This window comes from Paenibacillus thailandensis (assembly GCF_042685365.1).
Classification (GTDB): domain Bacteria; phylum Bacillota; class Bacilli; order Paenibacillales; family Paenibacillaceae; genus Paenibacillus_AP; species Paenibacillus_AP thailandensis.
In genome coordinates this window covers 342,545-360,689 of record NZ_JBHUMY010000001.1, presented here as the reverse complement: position 1 = coordinate 360,689, position 18,145 = coordinate 342,545, and the positions used below count along the sequence as shown (strand labels likewise).

General features: G+C 47.0%; 21 protein-coding genes and 1 riboswitch. Of the genes, 16 read left to right on the top strand and 5 right to left on the bottom strand.

Annotated elements, in window-relative coordinates; translation table 11 throughout:
• Position 1: 1 nt before the first annotated feature.
• Positions 2-580 carry a TetR/AcrR family transcriptional regulator gene (locus tag ACFSW5_RS01640; RefSeq protein ID WP_379269015.1) on the bottom strand — a complete coding sequence of 193 codons (579 nt, stop codon included), beginning with the start codon at positions 578-580 and terminating at the stop codon, positions 2-4.
• 179 nt (positions 581-759) lie between these two features.
• Between ACFSW5_RS01640 and ACFSW5_RS01635 the strand changes: the two genes are divergently transcribed.
• The 6 genes from ACFSW5_RS01635 (at position 760) to ACFSW5_RS01610 (ending at position 6,813) form a co-directional block, all read left to right on the top strand.
• The gene (locus ACFSW5_RS01635; protein ID WP_379269807.1) at positions 760-2,016 is read left to right on the top strand and encodes an MFS transporter; all 1,257 of its coding nucleotides are present in this window, start codon (positions 760-762) and stop codon (positions 2,014-2,016) included.
• 331 nt (positions 2,017-2,347) lie between these two features.
• Positions 2,348-3,013 carry a GntR family transcriptional regulator gene (locus tag ACFSW5_RS01630; RefSeq protein WP_379269805.1) on the top strand — a complete coding sequence of 222 codons (666 nt, stop codon included), beginning with the start codon at positions 2,348-2,350 and terminating at the stop codon, positions 3,011-3,013.
• A gap of 22 nt (positions 3,014-3,035) precedes the next feature.
• A complete protein-coding gene (gene ilvD, locus ACFSW5_RS01625) occupies positions 3,036-4,727 on the top strand; it encodes a dihydroxy-acid dehydratase (protein ID WP_379269012.1) in 1,692 nt (563 codons plus the stop codon).
• 103 nt (positions 4,728-4,830) lie between these two features.
• Positions 4,831-5,841: a medium chain dehydrogenase/reductase family protein gene (locus ACFSW5_RS01620; protein ID WP_379269010.1), complete on the top strand. Its 1,011-nt coding sequence runs from the start codon at positions 4,831-4,833 to the stop codon at positions 5,839-5,841.
• Between the two features lie 23 nt (positions 5,842-5,864).
• Positions 5,865-6,272, top strand: a complete 408-nt coding sequence (locus ACFSW5_RS01615; RefSeq protein WP_379269007.1) for a MerR family transcriptional regulator — start codon at positions 5,865-5,867, stop codon at positions 6,270-6,272.
• A 115-nt stretch (positions 6,273-6,387) separates the two neighbouring features.
• On the top strand, positions 6,388-6,813 hold the full coding sequence (locus ACFSW5_RS01610; protein ID WP_379269005.1) for a hypothetical protein: 426 nt from the start codon (positions 6,388-6,390) through the stop codon (positions 6,811-6,813).
• A 238-nt stretch (positions 6,814-7,051) separates the two neighbouring features.
• Here the strand turns inward: ACFSW5_RS01610 and ACFSW5_RS01605 are convergent, their stop codons facing one another.
• Entirely contained in the window at positions 7,052-7,555 is a 504-nt protein-coding gene (locus ACFSW5_RS01605) for a DinB family protein (RefSeq protein WP_379269003.1), read from the bottom strand.
• A gap of 70 nt (positions 7,556-7,625) precedes the next feature.
• Positions 7,626-8,570, bottom strand: coding sequence for a helix-turn-helix transcriptional regulator (locus ACFSW5_RS01600; RefSeq protein ID WP_379269001.1), 945 nt, complete (start codon positions 8,568-8,570; stop codon positions 7,626-7,628).
• A 364-nt stretch (positions 8,571-8,934) separates the two neighbouring features.
• On the opposite strand from ACFSW5_RS01600, the gene ACFSW5_RS01595 reads away from it, so the two are divergent.
• The 10 genes from ACFSW5_RS01595 to ACFSW5_RS01550 all read left to right on the top strand — a co-directional run bounded on the left by ACFSW5_RS01595 (position 8,935) and on the right by ACFSW5_RS01550 (position 16,772).
• On the top strand, positions 8,935-9,240 hold the full coding sequence (locus tag ACFSW5_RS01595) for a GNAT family N-acetyltransferase (protein ID WP_379269803.1): 306 nt from the start codon (positions 8,935-8,937) through the stop codon (positions 9,238-9,240).
• Positions 9,241-9,488: 248 nt separating this feature from the next.
• On the top strand, positions 9,489-10,085 hold the full coding sequence (locus ACFSW5_RS01590; RefSeq protein ID WP_379268999.1) for a YdeI/OmpD-associated family protein: 597 nt from the start codon (positions 9,489-9,491) through the stop codon (positions 10,083-10,085).
• 205 nt (positions 10,086-10,290) lie between these two features.
• Positions 10,291-10,370, top strand: a riboswitch (ZMP/ZTP riboswitch).
• A 47-nt stretch (positions 10,371-10,417) separates the two neighbouring features.
• Positions 10,418-11,017 (top strand): DJ-1/PfpI family protein, encoded by a 600-nt coding sequence (locus ACFSW5_RS01585; RefSeq protein WP_379268997.1) that lies wholly within the window; start codon positions 10,418-10,420, stop codon positions 11,015-11,017.
• 183 nt (positions 11,018-11,200) lie between these two features.
• A complete protein-coding gene (locus ACFSW5_RS01580; RefSeq protein ID WP_379268995.1) occupies positions 11,201-11,641 on the top strand; it encodes an Rrf2 family transcriptional regulator in 441 nt (146 codons plus the stop codon).
• A gap of 73 nt (positions 11,642-11,714) precedes the next feature.
• Positions 11,715-12,239 carry an alpha/beta hydrolase fold domain-containing protein gene (locus tag ACFSW5_RS01575; protein ID WP_379268992.1) on the top strand — a complete coding sequence of 175 codons (525 nt, stop codon included), beginning with the start codon at positions 11,715-11,717 and terminating at the stop codon, positions 12,237-12,239.
• A gap of 301 nt (positions 12,240-12,540) precedes the next feature.
• Positions 12,541-13,842 (top strand): MFS transporter, encoded by a 1,302-nt coding sequence (locus ACFSW5_RS01570; RefSeq protein WP_379268990.1) that lies wholly within the window; start codon positions 12,541-12,543, stop codon positions 13,840-13,842.
• A gap of 314 nt (positions 13,843-14,156) precedes the next feature.
• Positions 14,157-14,639 carry a DUF2975 domain-containing protein gene (locus ACFSW5_RS01565; RefSeq protein WP_379268988.1) on the top strand — a complete coding sequence of 161 codons (483 nt, stop codon included), beginning with the start codon at positions 14,157-14,159 and terminating at the stop codon, positions 14,637-14,639.
• 10 nt (positions 14,640-14,649) lie between these two features.
• Complete coding sequence (locus tag ACFSW5_RS01560) at positions 14,650-14,895, top strand: helix-turn-helix domain-containing protein (protein WP_379268986.1); 246 nt, start codon at positions 14,650-14,652, stop codon at positions 14,893-14,895.
• 23 nt (positions 14,896-14,918) lie between these two features.
• Positions 14,919-15,695: a DUF817 domain-containing protein gene (locus ACFSW5_RS01555; protein WP_379268984.1), complete on the top strand. Its 777-nt coding sequence runs from the start codon at positions 14,919-14,921 to the stop codon at positions 15,693-15,695.
• 165 nt (positions 15,696-15,860) lie between these two features.
• Complete coding sequence (locus ACFSW5_RS01550) at positions 15,861-16,772, top strand: SDR family oxidoreductase (RefSeq protein WP_379269801.1); 912 nt, start codon at positions 15,861-15,863, stop codon at positions 16,770-16,772.
• A gap of 88 nt (positions 16,773-16,860) precedes the next feature.
• Here the strand turns inward: ACFSW5_RS01550 and ACFSW5_RS01545 are convergent, their stop codons facing one another.
• Positions 16,861-17,298 (bottom strand): hypothetical protein, encoded by a 438-nt coding sequence (locus tag ACFSW5_RS01545; RefSeq protein ID WP_379268982.1) that lies wholly within the window; start codon positions 17,296-17,298, stop codon positions 16,861-16,863.
• Positions 17,299-17,506: 208 nt separating this feature from the next.
• Positions 17,507-18,088 carry an RNA polymerase sigma factor SigZ gene (sigZ, locus tag ACFSW5_RS01540; RefSeq protein WP_379268980.1) on the bottom strand — a complete coding sequence of 194 codons (582 nt, stop codon included), beginning with the start codon at positions 18,086-18,088 and terminating at the stop codon, positions 17,507-17,509.
• Positions 18,089-18,145: the final 57 nt, after the last annotated feature.

Sequence of the window (18,145 nt, the reverse complement as noted above, 5' to 3'; positions counted from 1 at the left end):
CTTAGAGCAGCCTTATTGCTGCAGCAACCGCATTATCGATAAATAATCGATCCGGCCGTGCCTTCAACATAACAGTAATTCCAATTAATGAGACCACTAAACTTTGAGCTAAAGCCTTGGCATTTGTTTCGTTATTAAGTTCTCCAGTTTGAATCCCCCGTTCAATCGTTTCCTGAAACAAGACAGCCAGATACATTTGATGTTCTCGTGTAATGATCGCAAATTTCTCATTCTTTGGCGCAAGTTCTACCATCGTATTTATACAAAAGCATCCCAGGCTGACTTTCCCTTGGTACGCTTCATCAACCAAATCTGTAAAATACGAATAGAAAGCATCCCTGACAGAAGATTTACTGTTAAGTTTCGACCTAACGTTGGAGGCATGCCATTGCGTGTACTTGCGTAAGGCGTGCTCAAAGAGTTGTTCTTTATCCCCAAAAGCTAAATAAAGGCTAGGCCGCTGAATGCCCATTGCCGACGTCAGATCGTTTAATGATGCTGCCTCAAAGCCTTTTTCCCAAAACACGCGTATCGCGGCATGAAGGGCTTCCTCTTTATCAAACTCCCGAAGTCGAACCATGGATTCTCCCCCCCCCTTACTATACTGATTGGTATGATATAAATCATATTACCAAGCAATTGAGTTGTCAAATGCACTTAAAATACCTCTTGACTACACGAAAATCAAGGGGTATTTTTAGTTCATACTTTTATTTTACCAATCGGTATAATATACTGATCTGTACACAAAACGATGGGATGGAGTGTGATGAGAAGTTGGTAAAGGTTAAATCCAGCAAGGAAGCTGCAGTGGATGCAATAAAACAGCGATCGGATTCCATTCGCCAGCCTCAGCCTGCTGTAATATCACGCGGCTTAGCGTTATTGTTCGCCATAGCATGCGGGCTGGCTGTCGCAAATGTGTATTACGCACACCCCCTTCTAGACGCCATTTTAAGCGAATTTGATATTGAGCGTTCGTCCGTGGGAATCGTTATTACAGTCACACAAGGTTTTTATGCGTTAGGCCTCTTGTTGCTTGTCCCTCTCGGAGATTTGATGAATCGGCGCTGGCTGATCCCCGGGCAAATGTTCTTGTCCGTAATCGCCCTCGTCATCATCGCTCTCGCCCCGGTAGTTGGTGTATTGTTCTCGGGCTTGGCGGTCGTAGGAATGATGGCCGTTGTTACGCAAACACTCGTGGCTTATGCCGCAACCTTAGCCGCCCCTTCTGATCGGGGGCGGATCATTGGACTCGTAACCAGCGGCATCATAATCGGCATTTTGCTTGCGAGATTTGCTGCAGGGGTATTAACCGATCTCGCGGGCTGGCGTTCGGTCTATCTTGTCTCCGCAGTATGCTTGCTTGTTATTTCATTGATGCTTCTTCGGTTTTTACCGCAAGAACAACGCAAAGCATCGCTGACCTATATCCAGCTGCTACAATCGGTCTTTGTATTGTATAGAGAGGAACGCGTTCTGCGTATTCGCTCTTTGTTCGGATTGTTAATCTTTACTGCCTTCAGCGTTTTTTGGACCTCGCTAGTTTTGCCGCTCAGCATGCCTCCGTTATCACTCTCGCATTCGGTGATTGGAGCTTTCGGTCTCGTTGGGGTTGCCGGGGCACTGGGGGCGACTAGAGCCGGACGTTTGGCTGACAGTGGCCTGGGACAACAAACAACGGGAATAGCGCTCGTCTTATTAGTCGTCTCGTGGCTGCCGATCAGTTATACCAAGCAATCTCTTGCCGCTCTTGTTGCCGGCATAATTCTTCTTGACCTTGCGGTTCAAGCCATACACGTTACGAACCAAAGCATGATTTTGAGAGTCCGTCCTGAAGCTCGCAGCAGGCTTACCGCAGCATATATGATTTTCTATTCCATCGGGAGTGCCATTGGTTCAATTGCTTCTACAAGTCTATACGACTATGCCGGTTGGGCGGGGGTATGTTGGCTAGGAGCAGGCGTAAGCGCAATAGCGCTGTTGCTGTGGATCTTCACGAATCGTCCAAGTTGAAGAATTACAATCGCGAACCAAGTAGAGTAGATACTTAGTTCTACGAGTTAGTTTTGTGGCGTAAAGTGCCTAAGAACTACAGTATCTGCATGGCTACACAGGAACACAACCTAGAAAGTAGTTAACGGGGAGCGATAGCTGAATAAAGAAGCCAAGCCGGTCAATAGGATGGAATGGGCCCCATTGTCAGTCGTGTCTAACAGTGAGGGGATCATTTCAGAATATGGCGGCTTTATTTTTTGGGGCAAATTATTGAATCAGATAATGCTTCTTGCATTCAATATAAGTATGCGATATATTGCATATAGGAAAACAAAAAAGGGTGAAAACAATGCCAGTACCTAAAAATTTTGTCTCGCCTGCACGGATGTCCGCAAAAGAAAGAGCCTTCTCGCAAATTCAACGATGGATTATCGACGGTACGCTGCAGCCCGGGGAAAAACTTATTGACGCTGAATTGGCGGAGTCGCTTGGCGTAAGCCGCACGCCTATTCGAGAAGCGTTTCAGCTGCTTGAAGTACAAGGGCTCGTTTCCACGCATCCTGGAAAAGAAACAAAAGTAACGGAAATTGAGAAGGACGACATCTTCAAGATGTATTCAACGATGGCGGCTCTTCAGGCTTTAGCGGCTGAAGTTACCGCAAAAATTATTGTTCCGGAGCAAATCGAACAACTGCGAGCAATTAATCTGGATTTTGCAAGTTTCATTAAGAGCGGTCAAGCTTATCAAGCGATGGAGGCGGACGAACAGTTTCATAACCTTATCGTGGAACTTTCGGACAATCCTTATATCGCTACATTCAGCTCATCGCTTCAGATTCATATCCGGCGCTTCAAATACGTGTTCTTAAAGCAGCCGATTACTGCGGCACAAGCTTCAGTCGATGAGCACGCTTCGATTATTTCAGCTTTCGAGAAGAACGACAGCGGTCTCGCTCGGGCAATGATGAAGCAAAATTTCATCCGCCCGATGCAGGAGTTGCACGAATTACTTTAAACAAACAGGGGTGAGGAACACGATGGCGAACGGAAAAGATCTTCGTATTCGCAGCAAGGTCATCAGCGAGGGTGTCAACCGGGTACCGAACAGAGCGATGCTTCGGGCCGTTGGTTTTACAGATGAGGATTTCAAAAAACCGATGATTGGCGTAGCCAGTACTTGGAGCGAGGTAACCCCGTGCAATATGCATATCAATGAATTGGCCTTTCAAGCCAAGGAAGGGGTGCGCAACCATGGCGGCGCTCCGCTAGTTTTTAATACGATTACAGTATCAGACGGTATATCCATGGGGCATGAAGGCATGCTGTTCTCGCTGCCAAGCAGGGAAGCCATTGCGGATTCTATTGAAATTGTAGCAGGGGCCGAGCGCTTTGACGGACTTGTGGCAATCGGCGGATGCGACAAAAACACGCCTGCCTGTCTGATGGCTATCGGACGGATGAATATTCCTTCCGTTTACGTTTACGGAGGCACGATTCAACCCGGCAATCTCGACGGTAAAGACGTCGATATCGTTACGGCTTTCGAAGCGGTCGGCCAATATCATGACGGAAAAATGACGGATGAACAGCTTCATAAGGTAGAATGCAGCGTCTGCCCGGGTCCCGGATCGTGCGGCGGCATGTACACCGCCAATACAATGGCCGCAGCGGCAGAAGCAATGGGCATGAGCCTTCCCGGTTCCTCCTCTACGCCGGCCATTTCGCCTGATAAAGCGGCAGAATGTATTGCGGCCGGTAAACAGGTCATATCGCTGCTGGAACAGGAGATCTACCCTAAAGACATTATGTCGAAAAAAGCGTTTGAAAATGCGATTACGGTTGTGATGGCTTTGGGAGGTTCAACAAATGCGTTCCTGCACTTGCTCGCCATTGCGCATTCGGTAGGCGTCGATCTAACCTTAGACGATTTTGAGCGGATCCGCCTGCGTGTTCCTCATTTGGCAGATCTGAAGCCAAGCGGCCGACATGCCATGCAGGATTTGAACGAAATTGGCGGCATTCCTGGCGTCATGAAGTTATTGCTCGCTGAAGGTCTTCTTCACGGCGATTGCCTCACGGTGACAGGTAAGACCTTGGCAGAGAATCTCGCCGAAGCGGCCCCGCTGCAAAAAGATCAGGAGATTATTCGTCCATTGAACATGCCTCTAAAGCCGAACGGACCCTTGGTTGTGCTTAGAGGTAACCTCGCCCCGGAAGGCGCCGTTGCCAAAATGTCAGGTATGAAGAAGCTGCGGTTTGTCGGACCGGCAAAGGTGTATGACAGCGAGGAAGACGCAACGGAAGCCATTTTGAGAGATGAAATTCAAAAAGGGGATGTATTGGTAATTCGCTATTGCGGCCCTAAGGGCGGGCCAGGTATGCCGGAGATGCTGTCCGTTACCGCATTGATTGTAGGGAAGGGTCTTGGCGGGGAGGTTGCCCTTATTACGGACGGCAGGTTCTCAGGCGGCTCGCATGGATTCGTAGTCGGCCATGTATCGCCCGAAGCGCAGGTAGGGGGACCGATTGCGTTGCTGAGGAACGGGGACATGATCACCATCGACAGCGAAACGCAGCAGATTATGTTTCAAGTGACAGAAGAGGAGTTGGCCGCTCGGGCGCAAGCATGGGTACAGCCTCCGCTCAAAGTAAATTCGGGCGTACTGGCCAAGTATGCAAGACTGGTTTCCTCTGCATCTAAAGGTGCCGTAACCGATAGTTTAGAGTAAAGTACAAAATTTCTTTGTCCCGCGCAATGGACCCTGTTGACTTCAAGTTAACTTTAACTAATAGAATGAAGGAATCAACTATTTTTATTGAGGTGAGGTTCCTATGTTGAATACACGCGTGATCGTAACCAAATACGGAGGACCAGATGTCCTTGCATTAGTTGAAGAACCGTTACGCTTACCCTTAAAAGGGGAAGTCCGTGTTAAAGTACAAAGTTCAGGGGTCGCTCTTGGGGATATTGTAAGACGAGCGGGTAAGTTTCCATTCCCGCTATCTCTGCCATTTACACCGGGATACGATGCGGTCGGTGTAGTTGATGAGGTCGGTGAGGGGGTAGGAGAATATTTAAAAGGGCAAAAGGTTGGTGTGTTTTTTAACGGCACTGGCGGATACGCAGCTTATGTGTACGCTCAGTTGGATGAAGTTTTCCCCGTTCCGGCACATATCGATTCCTCCCTTGAGGTTGCTGTCATACTAAATTATGTCACTGCGTACCAAATGCTCCATCGTATTGCGAAAGTATCGGAAGAAGAACGAATTCTTATCCATGGAGCAAGCGGTGGGGTTGGAATTGCCCTACTGGAGCTTGGAAAGCTTGCTAAGTTAAGAATGTACGGTACTGCTTCTAAAGCTAAACACCCTATCGTTACGCATTTTGGTGCAACACCAATCGACTATCGCGTTGAAGATTTTGTGGATGTGCTTCGCCTCAAGGCTCCAGAAGGTATAGATGTTGTGTTTGATTCGATCGGAGGAGAAAACTATAAACGGTCCATTCAAACCTTAAGCAAGAACGGCAGATTGGTGATATTCGGCAATACCTCCATCCTAGAGGAAGGAGACCCGAAAGATTGGGCGAAAAATTGGGAAGGTTTAGCTGAGCAACAAACTACGGAGAACGGTAACCCTGTCTATCTATACACCATAACTTCGCTAAAAAAAGAAAGGCTGGCCTGGTTCCAGGAGGATGTTCAGCTTGTCCTTTCCCTATTAGAGGAAGGAAAAATCAATCCATTGATCTCGCACCGAATCCCATTGCGAGAAGCTTACCGGGCACATGAATTGTTTGAGAAGTCCATAGCTATAGGAAAAGTTGTTTTGGTAAATGAGTGACGAAAGAAGGTTTCGAAAGTCCAATGTACTCAATTGGTGAGGTATCTAAATTGACTGGCATAACAGCTTCTACTTTGAGATACTATGAATCAATCGGATTGATTCCTGAGCCACAGCGTCAATCTGGGAGCAATGTTCGACGTTACGATGATGCTGATCTTCGATTTATCCAATTCATAGATGGACTCAAACAAACAGGGATGAAATTAGGGGACATTGCAGTTTTTGCAGAAGACGGTTGTCTATTAACGCAAGACGAACCTGTAGAATCGCATGAAAGTATATTACGCCAACGTATTGAAATTTTAGACCGACATGTCGAAAATTTAGAACAACAAATCACAAGGCTGCAGTCCGTAAGGGATATTGCAGAGAAGAGAAGAAAGATTTATGTGCAAATGCTGAAAGATAGTTATCAAAAAGATACTTGATATTTGAGAAGAGATATTTGCCTACTGTTCCTTTCTTTCATTACGACAGGATAGTTTGATGGTCAGGAAGAATAAGTGAAAATGTTCAATTCAGGACTTGATTGGACGTGATGTTTTGTTTCGATTGATTGAATTATGTATAGCCCCATTGATTCACGTTGGTATGACTTGGGTACTTCTTTTTTGCTTGCTTAATAATCCGGATATCCTTATCATCAGTATCTTATTTTTATTAATTATGCTTGTTAATGTCGTTCTAACTGCAATAACTGCTCAAGGTAAATGGATAGTAACTTTAACAAACATAGCCCTTTATGTTATTTTCATGATTCTATTTATAATTGGTCGAAATTCTATTCTTGAGCCAAACCATGAGGTTGAAGATGATTATGGAGCCGGTATTTTGCTGTTATTCATTGGGTTTCCGTTATCATTAATTAGCTTGTTGATCGGTACTCTGCAGGGAGTATTACTTTCCATTTTACTTCGTGAAAAAATTGAGTCATTCAGAAAAAGAATTTATAGAAGGCTATTAGATTAATTTTAGCATGATTCAACTACGCCGAAGATTACTCTAGCTGCGAACTGAAACTTGGCAGCACGAAACTAAACCCAGTTTTTATTGTTTTTAAAATTGTGCTTATTAGAATGTATGAGACATATGATGCCAGGCTGCCGACAACATAATATACCCCCTTACAGCAGACAGGATAAATAATAAAAATCTGCCGCTGTAAGGGGGTATATTACATGTCCGCATTAAGATCTTTCGCCTTCATTCATACAACCGGAACTTCCATGCCCCACTCGCTCCATTCTTCCATCGTCGGTCCGTACATGCCCGGAATCCGGAGTCCGGCCTGGCGCAACAGCACGGTCATTTGGCCCCGGTGATGGACCTCGTGCTGGATGAGGAGGCGAAGCGTAAACGCGTTGGACCATTCTTCGCCATACATGTTGTGCTGCTCCAACAGCGTTTCGTCGTTCCATTGAGCGCGAACGGCCTCGAGCATCGCTTCGCTGACCTTCTTGTAGGCTTCCGTGATGGACGATGCCGAAACCGGTATGTGCTCGTAATCGACTGGACATTCGAACTTCAGTCCGGTGCGGGTGAGCATTTCGTGAATGGAAACGACCAGATGGGAAGCCAGTCGTCCGAGCGTGCGGTTTTCCGTACCGATCCGCTCATTCAGGGATTCGTCCGTCATGGCGGCCATGAGGCTGGCGGTTAATGCCGTTTCGTAGCTCCACTCCGCCGCAAATTCTTCAATTGTTTTAAACATCGTTTCGGATCCTCCTTATGATTGGTGTTGCACAAATCCATTATAAGAGGGCTCCGCTGACATCAGTCTGTCAGTGTTCCGGATACAGCTTTATAATTTCCATCGCTTTCTGACGGAGTTTCGACGCAGCTTGAGCAGGCTCGAGCACTTTGACGCCTGTCCCGAACCCAAGCAAGAAACTGTACAGCCACGGTTCATCCGGGCGGAGGCATCTGACGCACATCGACCCGTCGGGTAAATCGGCAATTTCCTCTTGATCAAAATAATCCTCGACCTTGGCCCGCGATCTTGGCTCAAAATGCAGGACCAGATGAAGCAAAGGCTCGGAACTTTCGCCGTGATCCCAACGCAGCGGTTCCGCCGGAGCCGCATCCGGCCTGGGTACGAAAGTTTCGGGGGAAACCTCCAGTTCTTTGATCCGAGACAGCTTGAAAATCCGGTAGTCCCGGCGAAGCAGACAATATCCGTACACGTACCAGTTGTAGCCTTTCAACACGAGGCGTATGGGTTCCAAGGAGCGCGAGGAGCGGTCGCCTTCCGTACTCGTGTAGGCGAAGCGGATGATCCTGCGGTATCGGATCGCTTCACGCAGGGATGCCAGTTTCTCTTTGTCTGCGGTGTTGCGGCTCCATGGATTGATGTCGATCTGCAGGACGGAGGACACATCTTCTGCGCGTTCCCGTTCGGATTTGGCCAGCAGGGCTCCGACCTTGTCCAGCAAATGCTCGATTTCCCCATCCTCAAAGGTCGGCTTGACCCCGCGCAAGGCGATGACGATGGTGTTCAGTTCGTCGAACGACAGGAACTGCCGATCCAACCGGTACTGCTCCATTACCTCGTAACCGCCGGAAGCGCCGGCATAGGAGACAACAGGAATTCCGGCGCACTGAATCGTTTCCATGTCGCGGTACACCGTCCGCAGGGAAACATCGAACCGTTCGGCGAGATCTTTGGCGCTGATGCGCTTGTGGTTTAGCAGCAGCATCGTCATCGCAAGCAATCGGTCGAGTTTCATCTTCATCACCACCGTTTGGCACAATAAGTTCATTTTAGGGGAAAAGCGGTTGTGAGTAAACCGGTGGGGTTACCCCTATAACTTATTTCGTAACAACATGTGAAAGGCGTATACCACATCAAAATGTGAACCGTTATCACAACCGTTTGAAGAAATGGATGGACCGCTTCTATGGTGCTTATTCTTGTTAAACGGGCAGATTAGTTATAATAATACTCTTCCCATAATTAGGAACCAAATTTGATATAATCATGTAGAATGTGGAAATTTAATGAGCTATTCAAAAACAGGAAAGGGAGAATGTAATGGTAGAGGTTTATGAATTAAAAAATAAGCCCGATTATTTTGAAAGCCAAGCTTTTATATAGCGATAAAAAACGAATCAATTATTGGTACATACGCATTATTGCGTAATGATTTGTTTTCTCGGCAAGATATATTTCCGTGGCTTGCTTGTTTATACGTATCACCAGAACAAAGAGGACGGAAAATAGGGTCCCAATTAATGAAGCATGCTCTTCAAGAAACGGAAAAAAAGGGTCACAGCAAACTTTCTCTTTGTACAGATTTAAACGGATATTATGAGAAATACGGCTGGATTCATATTACTAATGCATTCATCTTCACTGGTGATGAGACAAAGGTGTATGAAGCCTCGACGTTAAACTAACGTAGGAACGATAGCTCAATTAACCGCCTTATCACAAAAGCGGTTTTCTTATGGTCATAAATCAACATTAGCATTTAACATAGTCTAGTTATGAGCAAACCAGGCTGCCAATTGCAACATGACATCTTCAAACGCTGTTGACAAGACACCATATGGTGTCGTACAATCGATATGTCACCAAATGGTGTCATATCATAGAGTCAACAAAACTGGTACTCATGAAACAATAAACAGAAGGGAGTCCCTTGATGATGCAAGGTGAAAGGAATCCTAAGATTGATCCCTATTTTAACAAGCTTAAGAAATGGAAGGAAGAATTCGAGCTATTGAGAGAAATCGTTCTCGACTGCGGGCTGACGGAGGATTTTAAGTGGATGCATCCTTGCTACACGTTTGAAGATAAAAACATCGTTTTGATCCATGGTTTTAAGGATTACTGCGCGCTTCTGTTTCACAAAGGCGCATTGTTAAAAGATCCCCATGGGATCCTAGTCCAACAAACGGAGAATGTCCAGGCGGCGCGCCAGATTCGGTTCACCAATGTCCAAGCTATAGATGAAATGCAGCTAATCTTGAAAGCCTATATTGATGAAGCCATTGCGGTCGAGAAAGCCGGTTTGCAAGTGAACTATAAAAAGAATACGGAATACATCATACCTGAAGAATTACAAAACAAATTCGTTGAAATCCCCGACTTAAAAACGGCTTTTGAAGCATTGACGCCGGGACGGCAAAGAGCATACATTCTGCATTTTTCTTCACCCAAGCAATCCAAAACCCGAGAGTCAAGGGTTGAAAAATATATCGCGCATATTCTGGATGGAAAAGGATTGGATGACAAGTAATATGATCTATGTCGAAGGATTAGATTCTATATTCGATGAGTCTCCGCGCGAAGTGCCGGGAGTCAAAAACACTTTCATTCAAAGCCGCGTTTAATGCGGCTTTTTTTGATTTAAGGGTTGTTATCATTGAGAAGGCCAACAATTTGGAGCTCCGTAATAAAATTGCTTGATTTGTATAAATTTTCAGATTATAATGAAGTAAATTTTTGGTATGTGTTACTGGCGTAAACGTGGAGAACCGCGGGGGAGCACATATTTCATATGCCGTACGCCTGGGCAAAGCGTTTGGTCTTGGACCGAATGCTTTTATTTATTTTATGGGAGATGATGATATGGAACAGGTACGGCAAGCAAGGAATGTAGCAGTATTCATTTTTGAACAGGTCGAACCTTTGGATTTTGCAGGACCGTTTGAAGTTTTTATTGCAGGAAGCAATAGAGGGCAAGACTTTAAAGTTTACACTGTGGCGGAAAAAGACGCTCCGATACAGGCGGTGGGAGGTCTGAGCATTAATCCAGCTTATACGATCGCTAACTGTCCTAAACCAGACATATTGGTGATTCCTGGAGGTTGGGGTTCAAGACAAGAAATGAACAATGAAACGATTACGAGCTGGGTTCGAGAAGTATCCAATGATGCAGAAATCATACTGTCGGTCTGTACTGGAGCCTTGATTGCAGCAAAATCCAAATTATTAGATGGTTTAAAAGTGACAACAAATCGTTTGGCTATTCATGAATTAAGGGATCTTGTACCTGCTTCTACTGAAATAGTTGAAGAAGCCCGCTATGTTGATAACGGGAAAATCGTATTATCCGCCGGAGTCTCCGCCGGCATGGATGCTGCGTTGTATGTTGTAGGAAAATTACTGGGCGAAGATAGAGCTAGAAAAGCTGCAAATATTATGGAGTACGACTGGAGAAGAGATTAAACTAAGTGTAAGCGTTAGGTCGCTCCGCTTCTGACACGTTGTTGTCAGGAGCGTTTTTTTATTTGGGTTTATTGCCGGGATGAAAGAGGGGTTGTGTTTAATGTCAAACGTTTCGGCCGCAGGCCAGCCTATTGACAAAACCTTCGGTTGTAAATATTATTATTACAACGAGAGGGTGGTTTAATGAGAATCAGCAGCCGATTCACGATAGCTGTACATATGTTGTCGCTAATTCATGTGCTTACGGATCAGCTCACATCGGAGCAGATAGCGGATAGTGTCAACACGAATGCGGTCATTATTCGCCAGATTAGCGGCTTACTCAAAAAGGCTGGAATAATTGGCGTGAAACGCGGAACAGGCGGGGCTTATTTATTAAAAGAACCTTCGGTCATATCGCTTTATGATATTTATCAAGCGGTTGATGTGGTTGACGATAACGGGCTTTTTCATTCCCATGAGAATCCTAATCCGATGTGCTGGGTCGGCTCGAATATCCATGAGGTTTTAGGCGTTTTTTTGTTAAAAGCGCAGCACGCAATGGAAGATGTATTGCGTCATGTATCGTTAGAGGAGATTACGGACCTCATTAAACAAAAAAAGAATGCTTCTTTGGAAGCATAATTTTTTTATCTTCGTTGTAATAAAGTTGTTTACAACTAAAACCCTTCTCAAAAAAATAAAAGGAGCATGCCAAATGACTAATCATTTTGAAGCAGAAATTAAAGAGTTAAACTGGGACCAAGATCGGAACTCCTACGTTCAATTAATTCCCAATATCGTGTATTCGGACGGCGGGCAAACGCCCTTAAAGTTAAACCTGCTTGTGTACCGAAATCCGATGGATGCGTTATTTAACCGTGAAGGAAACAAAGAAACTTATCCGCTTATTATTTATTTGCAAGGATGCGGGTGGGGGTGGAGCGAGCAAGACATATTTGCTTTCATTCCTCAGTTATCCGAATTTGCCGAAAACGGCTTTGTCGTCGCCAGCGTTCAATATCGCCTTAGCTCACAAGATCTATTTCCGGCACAGCTTGATGATGTAAAGGCAGCGATACGTTATCTTAAGAGTCATGCTTCCGAATACAATATTAATCCGGATAAAGTAGGTTTATGGGGAGACTCGTCGGGTGCGCATCTAGCGCTGCTCGCAGGTCTGGAGGCTATGGGAAGCGAAGAGGATCAAGCCAATGTGCAAGCCGTTGTCGATTGGTTCTAAAGGAGCCGGGCACGACGGATTTACGCAGCCGCAGACGATGGAAGTTGTTCAGGCATTCTTTAATACTCATCTTAAATCGTAACCCTATATATTATATGGAGACGATAGTCGAACGATAGAAGGAGCAATAGGCCGGCATCCCGCCTTCTTTATGACCATCTAAGAGAAGTCAAGAATCCGTTTGGCAAAAATGCAAGTCCGCTTGGCGAACCGGCTTTTTGTAAATTTTTTGTTCTTTGCGCCCGGAAGTCAACATTTCCTATACAATAAGAACAATCGGTTCATTCAGGAGGCCAAGCTTATGAGGTCATTTTCGAAGGAAGAAAAAAGCTGGATATGGTACGACTGGGGGCATTCCGCCTATTCCATTATCATTTCGACGGCCGTCTTCCCCCTCTTCTACAAAGCGGCGGCCGAGGACGCCGGCGTTAGCGCCGCGAATTCTACGGCTTACCTGGGATATGCGATTTCGATCTCGACGTTTATTCTTGCTTTGCTAGGCCCGGTATTGGGGACAATCGCCGATTATCAAGGATTCAAAAAAACGTTTTTCGCCGGCTTCAGCTTGCTTGGCATCGTCGCCACCGCGCTTCTCGCGTTTATTCCGAACGACAGCTGGGAGCTGCTGCTTGTCTGTTATATGTTCATCGCCATTGGCTCGGCGGGCTCCAATGTGTTCTACGACGCCTTCCTCGTGGACGTCACCGACGACGGACGGATGAACAAGGTCTCTGCCCGCGGATTTGCGATCGGGTATATAGGGAGTACGATTCCTTTTATAATCAGCATCGCGATCATTGTTCTTGCCCAGCAAGGGGTTCTGCCGATCTCCGTTACGGCGGCGAGCCAAATCGCGTTCTTCATTACGGCCCTCTGGTGGGGCGTGTTCACTCTGCCCATGCTCCGCAACGTACGGCAGAAGCATTACTTGAACCGCGAGCCCCGCATCGTCGCGAACAGCTTCAAGCGGCTTTACGAAACCTTAAAACAAATCAAACGGCATCGGGCGATTTTCCTTTTTTTGCTCGCTTATTTTTTCTACATCGACGGCGTCGGGACGATCATTACGATGTCGACCGCCTATGGGACCGATCTCGGCATCGGATCGACGGACCTGCTTATCATCTTGTTCGTCACGCAAGTCGTCGCTGCTCCGTTCGCGATGTTGTACGGGCGTCTGGCGGATCGGTTCTCGGGCAAAATCATGCTATACGTCGGCATCTGCGTCTATATCGTCGTATGTATCTACGCGTATTTCATGAAGTCGGCGTTCGATTTCTGGGTGCTTGCGATGATGGTCGCCACCTCGCAAGGCGGCATCCAGGCGCTGAGCCGGGCTTATTTCGCGCGGATGGTGCCGAAGGAGAACGCCAACCGTTATTTCGGGTTTTATAATATTTTCGACAAGTTCGCTTCGATTCTCGGACCCTTCCTCGTCGGCGCAACCGCGCAGCTTACCGGGCATACGAGCATGGGCGTATTCAGCCTCGTTATCTTATTCATCGTTGGGATCGTCATTCTTATGCGGGTGCCCGAGCCGGGTGCGGGGCAAGCGGCCGGCTTCTCGGGAGGGCATGGCGGCAAGACGTTCAAGGCGAACTAGCCGCCGAGGCAGCGAGTCTGCTTGGTATCGAAGCCATGCCAGGATGCTGTGTATTTGGATAACGGTAAATCTCGGGAGCAGTTTGCCGGGCGGCAGCGGCTCCCGTTTTCGCAAGACGGAAGTTGAGAAGTCAAGACCTAATAACCTTCAGCCGACCTTAACGGGTCGGCTTTTTTAACTTAGGAGGAGGTTGGTTTAGCCTTACGGGAATAGACAAAACAATAAGAACATATCCTAAAACAATCAAAATATATTGTAAAACGATAAATTCTGTGTTAAATTCGAATGGACTAAAACTTAGTGAGGTGCCTTTCATGGAACGAGGAACAACACTCTTTTTAAAGGTAGCGGTTATTGTTATTGGAATCCCGGTTCTTGCTTTGTGCATATTTGCGGTGCCGGAGATAGCTAATTTTGCGGCAGAATTGTATCCGGATCATCCGTATATCAAATATCTCGTGTTAATCGATTTGTACGCAGCGGCGATCCCTTTTTACTTTGCGCTTTATCAAGCTTTTAAGCTATTGAGCTATATTGACAAGAACAAAGCTTTCTCGGAATTATCCGTACAGGCTTTAAAGAAAATCAAATACTGCGCAATCGCCATCAGCGGCTTATATGCAGCGGGCATGCCGCTTTTTTATCTGATGGCGGAGATGGACGATGCTCCGGGTATCATAGTCATCGGTATGGTCATCATTTTTGCCTCCATGGTCATCGCCGTTTTTGCCGCCGTTCTCCAGAAGCTATTAAAAGAGGCAATTGAAATCAAATCCGAAAACGACTTAACGATCTGAGGTGAACGACATGGCCATTATAATCAATATTGACGTGATGCTGGCAAGAAGAAAAATGAGCGTCACCGAGCTTTCGGACAGGGTCGGAATCACGATGGCGAATCTGTCTATATTGAAAAACGGAAAGGCAAAAGCGATTCGTTTATCCACTTTAGAGGCTATTTGCAAGGCTTTGGATTGTCAGCCCGGAGATATTTTGGAATACAAAAGCGACGAAGACGATCAAGGAGAGGATGAAGAGTCGCCCGGCGCATAAGGCGCTAAGGGGAGATCACTTGAATGAAATCAATAACCCAACTATTGCATTTTGGCTATCATCAGGCGATGAGCTGCATATTTCCCGTTGCGATCTTTGGAACGTTGTTCCTTTCCGGCGTCATCGAGATTCCCTTCCTTTACCGTTACGATGCCATTCTTGTTATCCTGCTTGCTGTGCAATATTTGATGTACCGCAGCCGATTGGAAACACGCGATGAAATTAAAGTGATTTGCGTATTTCATATAATCGGTTTGCTGCTGGAAATCTACAAGGTAAGGATGGGATCGTGGTCATATCCCGAGCCCGGGTTTACGAAGCTGTTCGGCGTCCCGCTCTATAGCGGCTTTATGTATGCAAGCGTAGCAAGCTATATGTGTCAGGTATGGCGCAGACTGCGGATGGATATGACCGGCTGGCCGGGGCTTGCTTCTTCCGGATTGCTGGGAGGAGCCATCTATTTGAACTTTTTCACGCATCATTTTATTCCTGATTTTCGGTGGTGGCTGACGGGGCTTGTCCTGATTGTCTTTTGGAAAACATGGATCATCTACCGGGTACGGACCGTTACTTATCGAATGCCCTTGACGCTCGCTTTTTTCATTGTAGGTTTTTTTATCTGGTTAGCCGAAAATATCGCTACATTCTTTAATGCTTGGAAATATCCCGATCAGCACCAAGGCTGGCAGCTGGTTGGCTTCGGTAAGATCAGCTCGTGGTTTCTGCTGGTCATCATCAGCGTCATTATCGTAGCCCAGCTCAAACATGTCAAAGCCGCACGGACAACGAAAGATATTTAGTTTGCTCTAAGCCGCATAATTTGCGGCTTTTTTCATTTTAACGGGAAATGTTCTTGTTAACGGGCTGATCGTTAAAACTAACTTCGCTAATATGACACTGGTTGACTTCTTTAGGGGCGTATTATGGATTTGAATAAACGAAACGAGACGAAAGGTGTGGAAGTCATGAAACCTCTACATGGAAAAGTGGCTTTGGTGGCGGGTGCAACAAGGGGTGCCGGCAGAGGCATAGCTGTCGAATTGGGAGCGGCAGGGGCGACCGTTTATGTGACCGGACGCACGACCCGAACGCAGCGCTCCGAGTACAATCGTCCTGAAACGATTGAAGAAACCGCTGAACTTGTCTATCATGAGGGCGGTCGAGGGATAGCGGTTCAAGTGGATCATCTGGACCCTGAGCAGGTTCAGGCTCTTATTGCTCGGATCGAGAAGGAACAGGGGAGACTGGATATTCTGGTCAATGATGTGTGGGGGGCCGAACATTTGGCACAGTGGAATGTCCCCATGTGGGAGCACTCCCTTGAAAGGGGGCTGCGCATGCTCCGGCTTGCGGTTGACACGCATCTCATTACAAGCCATTTTGCGCTGCCGCTGTTAACCCGCAGCAAGAACGGACTGGTTGTTGAGATCACGGACGGAACGGCGGAATACAACAGTACGAACTATCGTTTATCGATGTTCTACGATCTGGCCAAGATGTCCGTCGTTCGTATGGCAAAGTCTTTAGCCCATGAGCTTTTACCTTATAGCTGCACCGCCGTAGCCGTCACTCCGGGTTGGATGCGTTCTGAGATTATGCTCGATCACTTTGGCGTAACGGAAGAAAACTGGCGCGACGCCACGGTGAAGGAGCCTCATTTCATCATATCCGAAACGCCGCGTTTTGTAGGACGTGCCGTTGCCGCTTTGGCGGGAGATCCGGAGGTTGCTCGATGGAACGGCCATTCTGTTTCAAGCGGCGGGCTCGCACAAGTGTACGGTTTTTGCGATTTGGACGGCTCGCAGCCGGACTGCTGGCGATACCTCGTGGAAGTGCAGGATGCCGGTAAACCGGCGAATGCTTCCGGCTACCGCTAATAGGTCCGGATCTTGCCTGCCGCCTGAATCGACCCCGCCTATTCAAGCCCGGGAGTCCATCGGCTTCGCAGCCTTCGGCGCTCCCCGATTAATAATTTTTCCGCTTGCGGAACAACCGAACGACGGCAAAAATAACAATGATCCATAAAGCGAGGCTGAGTAAAGAAAGCAAAGGAAAACCAAGCGAAAAACCGGCGAACGGGTTGAACAGCGATCCTAAAATCGTCCCAAGCGCCAATCCTCCGAACATGCCGCCCAAAAAACCGCCGAATCCGGTTCGCGGCGTGGGAGTAGCTCTTGGCGGCGCCGGATTTCGAACCGTATTATCCCGTCTCGCCGGAGTCGCAGGCGTAATTCCGGGATTATAGCTTCGTCTTGGCGAACGAATCGCTCCGCGTTTGTAGGGCTTTATCGTGTCTTGTTGTTCCTCTTGGCCTTTATTTGCATACGGTTCGCCGTATATGTCCGTTGCCGACAATCCGAATAACAAAGGAATCAGCAAGAGCAGGACCAATAATTTTCTCATTTGTATGTTCTCACCTCCTCCCGTAGTCTACCCCAACCCATGCAGAACATTCGGACGTCTCCCGGGGAAGCGGAGAACGATAGCTAAATAAACAAAACGGGCTGCCGACCATCGGCAGCCCGTTTTTCATATAAGCTCATTTGGTAATGTTGTCAAAAGACGGGGGAGGTCATGGTTGAACGAGATGGTACGGAGCATTCCCTCGCTCTTAACTATTTCGCCCTTCATTTCTTCGTCCGGATTTCCCGTTAAGGCGCGGTTCGTCCAGCACAACGCGATAGTCCATAATATTGCCGTACAGATCCGATTCAATGGTGCAGCAGCTGGTCATCATTTCTTTAAGCAACTCTCGGCCTCGCTGCACTCTGGATTTTGCGCCGGAATAAGAAATGCCCAGATGCTCGCTCAATTCCTTTTGGGACATCCCCTTTAATTCGGACAGCTCAAGAGCTTCTCTGTATTTGTCCGGCAATCGCCGGAGCACATTCTTTAGCCCGATTACGGCTTCCTGAGCGAGATCCGGTTCTTCATACGAATCTTCTGCAGGGAGCTGGTCTTGCAGTTCCTCGGTGAGCTTCGCTTTCCGAAAGTGATCGACAATGCCGTTACGGGCAATTTGAAACAGCCAGGCTCGAATTTTTCCGGTATCCCGCACATCGTCGATGTGCCGGTGAGCTTTTATAAACACATTCTGAACAATATCCTCGGCATCGGGATGAAAACGGGTTTGCTCCCGAACGAAATTTCTGACGTGATCGTGGTATTGGTCCCACAGTTCATCCAAGGTCATTCAACCTACACCTCATCTAAAAAAAATTTCAAAGTTATTGCGTCTTTTTCAATTTGC